This is a genomic window from Segatella paludivivens DSM 17968 = JCM 13650 (genome assembly GCF_000373185.1).
In the GTDB taxonomy this organism is placed as follows: Bacteria; Bacteroidota; Bacteroidia; order Bacteroidales; family Bacteroidaceae; genus Prevotella; species Prevotella paludivivens.
On sequence record NZ_KB890682.1, the window covers coordinates 146,232 to 150,823 of the forward strand.

General features: G+C 37.3%; 5 protein-coding genes. 4 read left to right on the forward strand and 1 reads right to left on the reverse strand.

Annotation, left to right across the window (positions count from 1 at the left end; all coding sequences use genetic code 11):
- The 4 genes from B045_RS0112255 to B045_RS0112275 all read left to right on the forward strand — a co-directional run.
- Positions 1 to 1,558 (forward strand): VapE domain-containing protein (locus B045_RS0112255; RefSeq protein ID WP_081618639.1); only part of this gene is annotated, 1,558 nt, incomplete at its 5' end.
- 789 nt (positions 1,559 to 2,347) lie between these two features.
- Positions 2,348 to 2,731 carry a hypothetical protein gene (locus B045_RS0112265; protein ID WP_018464556.1) on the forward strand — a complete coding sequence of 128 codons (384 nt, stop codon included), beginning with the start codon at positions 2,348 to 2,350 and terminating at the stop codon, positions 2,729 to 2,731.
- The gene (locus tag B045_RS0112270) at positions 2,728 to 3,105 is read left to right on the forward strand and encodes a hypothetical protein (protein ID WP_018464557.1); all 378 of its coding nucleotides are present in this window, start codon (positions 2,728 to 2,730) and stop codon (positions 3,103 to 3,105) included. The genes B045_RS0112265 and B045_RS0112270 overlap by 4 nt, the downstream gene beginning before the upstream one ends.
- 9 nt (positions 3,106 to 3,114) lie before the next feature.
- Positions 3,115 to 3,525: a protein-export chaperone SecB gene (locus tag B045_RS0112275; protein ID WP_018464558.1), complete on the forward strand. Its 411-nt coding sequence runs from the start codon at positions 3,115 to 3,117 to the stop codon at positions 3,523 to 3,525.
- Positions 3,526 to 3,808: 283 nt separating this feature from the next.
- On the opposite strand, the gene B045_RS15370 is transcribed toward B045_RS0112275, so the two are convergent.
- Positions 3,809 to 3,958: a hypothetical protein gene (locus B045_RS15370; protein WP_018464559.1), complete on the reverse strand. Its 150-nt coding sequence runs from the start codon at positions 3,956 to 3,958 to the stop codon at positions 3,809 to 3,811.
- Positions 3,959 to 4,592 lie beyond the last annotated feature (634 nt).

Sequence of the window (4,592 nt, forward strand, 5' to 3'; positions counted from 1 at the left end):
GCACGTGTTTCTCAATGCCACTCCCATACCGATGATTATTCCCCAGCCACATGAAGGCGTGGAGAAACGGGTGAAAAGGGAGATCCGCTATCAGATGAGCCGAACGAGTTACAATGCAGGCAGGGAAACTGGCGTGATTCCTTTCTATGAAAAGCAGCACATGGCAATGGCGAAGTTTCAGACGATATTCCTCAATATCATCAACAATGCCGTAGCCATGGATATGGACGAGACCGTGACGGAAGTGGCTAAGGAATGTCAGCGAAACGGACTTGAAGAGGAGTTCTGCATCAAGCGACTCATGCGCCATGCTCCGTATTGCAACTTTGAGTATATCGTGCGCAACTGCTTCCGCAATGTTTATGACACGAGTGCGCCGAAATCGGAATGCGCCGTACCGAAGATGACGATAGATATTGAAAGGCTGCGCACGTTTTTGAATGTGAGGTATGCTTTTAGAAAGAACGAAATCACAAACGACTGCGAATATAGGGAGCGTGACAGTTTTCTGTTCTCGTGGAAATCGGTCACAAAAGAGGTGCTCAACACGATAACAATTAATGCAAAGGCCGAAGGAATAGATGCGTGGGACAAAGATGTAAAGCGATTTATCGAATCTTCGTTCACAGAAGAATACGACCCGATAGCCGATTGGATATCGTATCTGCCGAAATGGGACGGCGAGGACCGTATTGATAAGTTTGCAGAAAGAGTGAAAACAGATAATCAGGACTGGGTGAAGAACTTTCACCTGTGGTTTATCGGTATGGTGAGCCAGTGGATGAGGTCAAACTCCATGCACGGTAATTCGCTTGTTCCGCTGCTTGTGGGTGAACAGGGCGACGGAAAGTCAACGTTTTGCAGAATGATCATTCCCGAAGAGCAGCAGATTTACTTCACAGATAGAGTGGACTTCACGAAGAAAGAGGACGCAATGAAGGCGTTGAGCCGTTTCATACTGATAAACATAGATGAATATGACAGTATTTCAAAACGTCAGACAGCGTTTTTGAAGTACATGTTGCAAGCGGTTGACGTGAAATATCGCAATCTCTATGAGAGTATCACGCAGCAACACAAGCGATATGCAGCCTTCATCGCCACGACCAATAATCCACAGCCGTTGATTGACTACACCGGTTCACGACGATACATGTGCATCAGGGTGAAGGAGCGCATAGACACAAGCACGGCGGTGAACTATGAACAGATGTATGCTCAGGCAGTAGCGGAGGTAAAATCGGGAGCGAGGACCTATTTCGACAACGAGACGGAGCATAAGATTCAGATTGATAATGCCGACTTCCTACAGATAGACTGCATGGACGACATCTTCTTCGAGATGTTTCATCGTCCGTCTAAGGATGAAAAGGCGTTGCGACTTACGGCAACGGAGATTGTGCAGAGAATGAAGAAGAAGTATCATAACATCAGCATCAACAACAGTAACATCATGCGTGTGGGCCATATTGTGACACGCAACAAGTTCAAGCTGACAAGAGGAAAGTCCCGCCGATATGACGTTGCGACAAATGACACAGTGGTGACACTTGAATAATGAAGATTGGGGATGCAACATTCTGATAGTCAGCGTATAGACACTACGACACTGGTATTTTTGAAAAACCCTATGTGCGTGCGCGCGAGGATGTTAATGTGGTTGTTGTAGTTTGAGGTTTTGTTGTTTTGTGGTTTGTCTGCGATTATCTGCGGGATCTGCGAGAGACTTCTTGGGTTTCTTGTTTGCAGATTGATTGAGTACTCTTGCGTGTTATTCTCTCGCAGATGGCGCAGATGACGCAGACGAATGCAGCAAGCTGCATTATATCGCAGAGAAAGACAGTTTGTAGTTAATGTTGTTTTGGGTTTTGTCTGCGTAAATCAGCGAGATCTGCGGGAGACATTGGGGTTTCATCTGTGCGGATTGTTTGAGTACGCTTGCGTGAATATTCTCCCGCAGATAACGCAGATGACGCAGAGAGGAATGCAGCAAGGCTGCATTATCCCGCAGAGAATTTTGTTTATAAGGGCTTCGTGTATATGTAAGGAACAATCTTTGAACTTATGATATTCTCTCTTTATTTATTATCACTCTAAAAATAGAATACTATAATACGCATGGGTAAAATTCTGATGAAATCCATAGTTATTCAATGCAATCGGGGCCAAATTTTTTAGCTAAAATCTGTATTTTAATACTTAATAATTCATTAAAATTGTGTTAAATAGGTGGTTTAATCCTTTCTAAATATAAAATTATTAGCAAAAATATGATTTCTGCTAGCATTTCTCAGATAAAATTTTTATCTTTGCGCCAAAGATAAAAATACAGATTCTATAAGATATCATGAATAAGAAGTCATCTGAAAATTTTGATGCAGCAAATTTGTTAGTACATAACGATATGCTCGCAGCATCTATTCATTGCTATTATTATTCATGTTTCCAGCTTTCAAAATATGCATTAAATAAATCTGGATTTAGTTATAGCAATCAAGATGAAGAGAGTGGACGTGACTCACATTATAATGTTATAGAAAAAACGTCTAATTTATTAGAAGAATATGGTCATTTGAAATATCTAGATTATCATAATTATATGGGTAAGCTCAAGAAAATGCGTAGAAAAGCGGATTATTCTGTAGAAATTATAAAAACATTTGAAACAACAAGCGCACGGAATTGGGCTGAAACAGTTAACAACATTTTAAATACCACCATAGCAAAATGACACCCCAAAAATATATAATAGAAAAGATTAAGGAATTACAATTATTACCTCTTAATTCCTATATAAAGATAAGATACGCATATGATAAAGTTACAAACTTTCATATAGTAGAAGTATCTCCAGAAACTATAAGGCGAGGCAACGATGCTTATATGGATTGGGAATATTCTGTCATAAAAGAATTTTGTGACTTATTCCCAGGAGAAGATATTCTTATATCTGAGCCAGATGAGTGCAATGATATGTCAAATATAGAATATGATGGATTCACATTTTGTGATGACTTTAAAAACAAGCCTAAACGGACAAAACAGAAATGGGACAATGTTGGCTTTTCTGAGTTCTATGAAGATGAATACTTATTAGCCTCATAAAATATTAAAATGGAACAAAATATATCAAAATTTAGATTTAAAGGTTATAAGATAACTCATTCAGAATTAAATATATCTGGAGAACAATCTGAAAATACCGAATATAGCATTGGTATCAATGCGAAAGGAAAGGCTGAAACAGATAATTTTATACTCACACTTGATGTATCAATATCTAGTAATGATAATAGTATTGATGCTAATGTAGTAGTTAAAGGAACATTTAATTTTAATAAAGAAATCTCGAAAGAAACTCTTGATAGCTTGTTTTGCGCAAATGCTCCGGCTATTATGTTCCCTTACGTGAGAGCATATATATCTACTTTAACAGCTTTATCTGGAGTTGATACTGTAGTAATACCTACATTGGCTATGACACCTTTAGGTAAAGAAATTAAAGAAAGTTTAAGTGAGCAATAAATATTGCCATTAAATTTGGTTTATTACAGTATATTATTGAAAGTTCACGTGGCATATGCTATAACCGTGATACTGTACTATAAAAGAAATTATCAAATGACTGCCTTTTTGGTAGTCATTTTTTTTTTATAGTTTCCTAATAAAGATTTTGATAACGATACAAGAAGGGGAAGAGTAGACTTGTGTATATGCTGCTTATTTATGTTTTCATAGTTATATATTGAGAAATCCTGCAAACTGCACAAATTATTGCATTTCTGAATAATCAAGGTGGTTGTTTACTTTATCGTTGAATCTTCTTTGATTCACGAACTTTTTTAATGTTTTCATTCATAAGAAAAGCATCCATATGTACATCATAATTTGCACGTTCAGTAGTGCCATGCTCTCCAATGGTCTTGTTGAGCATTTCTTCATGTGTGTAAAGTTTCATCTTCCTATTTTTTTAAATATGTTATTTTTAGTTTCTAATGAGTTCATTATGTTAGAATCAAATCAATACAGAGAGACTTGCAGGAACAGAAGCTGTTTATGGAAATATCTCATGGTATAAAAATAAAACGACCCGCCAATTTAAGCATTGTAAAGAGGCTTGGCAGGTTCTAGTGATGCAAAAGTACTCCATATTTTTTATTGTTGCAAGTCTTTTCCTAAATATTTCAGTGTAACTTTATTTGTATTTGAACTATTACTTGTTATGAAACGGCCGTTTAAATGTGTGAGGAAAGAACAATGGATATAACGAAAATCGTGTGAGGAGAGCAACAAGTAATAACGCAAAACATAGGACAACATAACTTTGGCTAACATGCCAACAAGTATTTCATTGCAAGCCTTAAAAACTTGCAGTACTTTTGCATTGTCATTTGAAAATCAGGTGACTGGGCTTAATGAAAGGAGGAACATTATAGGTGCACATATATGATGCTTTCAGCAAGTCTCAAACAGTAAAAAAAACAATTTAAAACGAAAGGAAAAAGAAACATGCTGAATTACAAAATTTACATGAACAAAAACAAAAAGAATCTGAAAACCTATAACAAGTTTTACGCTCGTGCCGTCTATCT

What these genes read in the sequence shown, in the direction of transcription:
- B045_RS0112265 (WP_018464556.1), top strand. Translation starts at nt 2,348, where the DNA reads ATGAATAAGAAGTCATCTGAAAATTTTGATGCAGCAAATTTGTTAGTA.
- B045_RS0112270 (WP_018464557.1), top strand. Translation starts at nt 2,728, where the DNA reads ATGACACCCCAAAAATATATAATAGAAAAGATTAAGGAATTACAATTA.
- B045_RS0112275 (WP_018464558.1), top strand. Translation starts at nt 3,115, where the DNA reads ATGGAACAAAATATATCAAAATTTAGATTTAAAGGTTATAAGATAACT.
- B045_RS15370 (WP_018464559.1), bottom strand. Translation starts at nt 3,958, where the DNA reads ATGAAACTTTACACACATGAAGAAATGCTCAACAAGACCATTGGAGAG.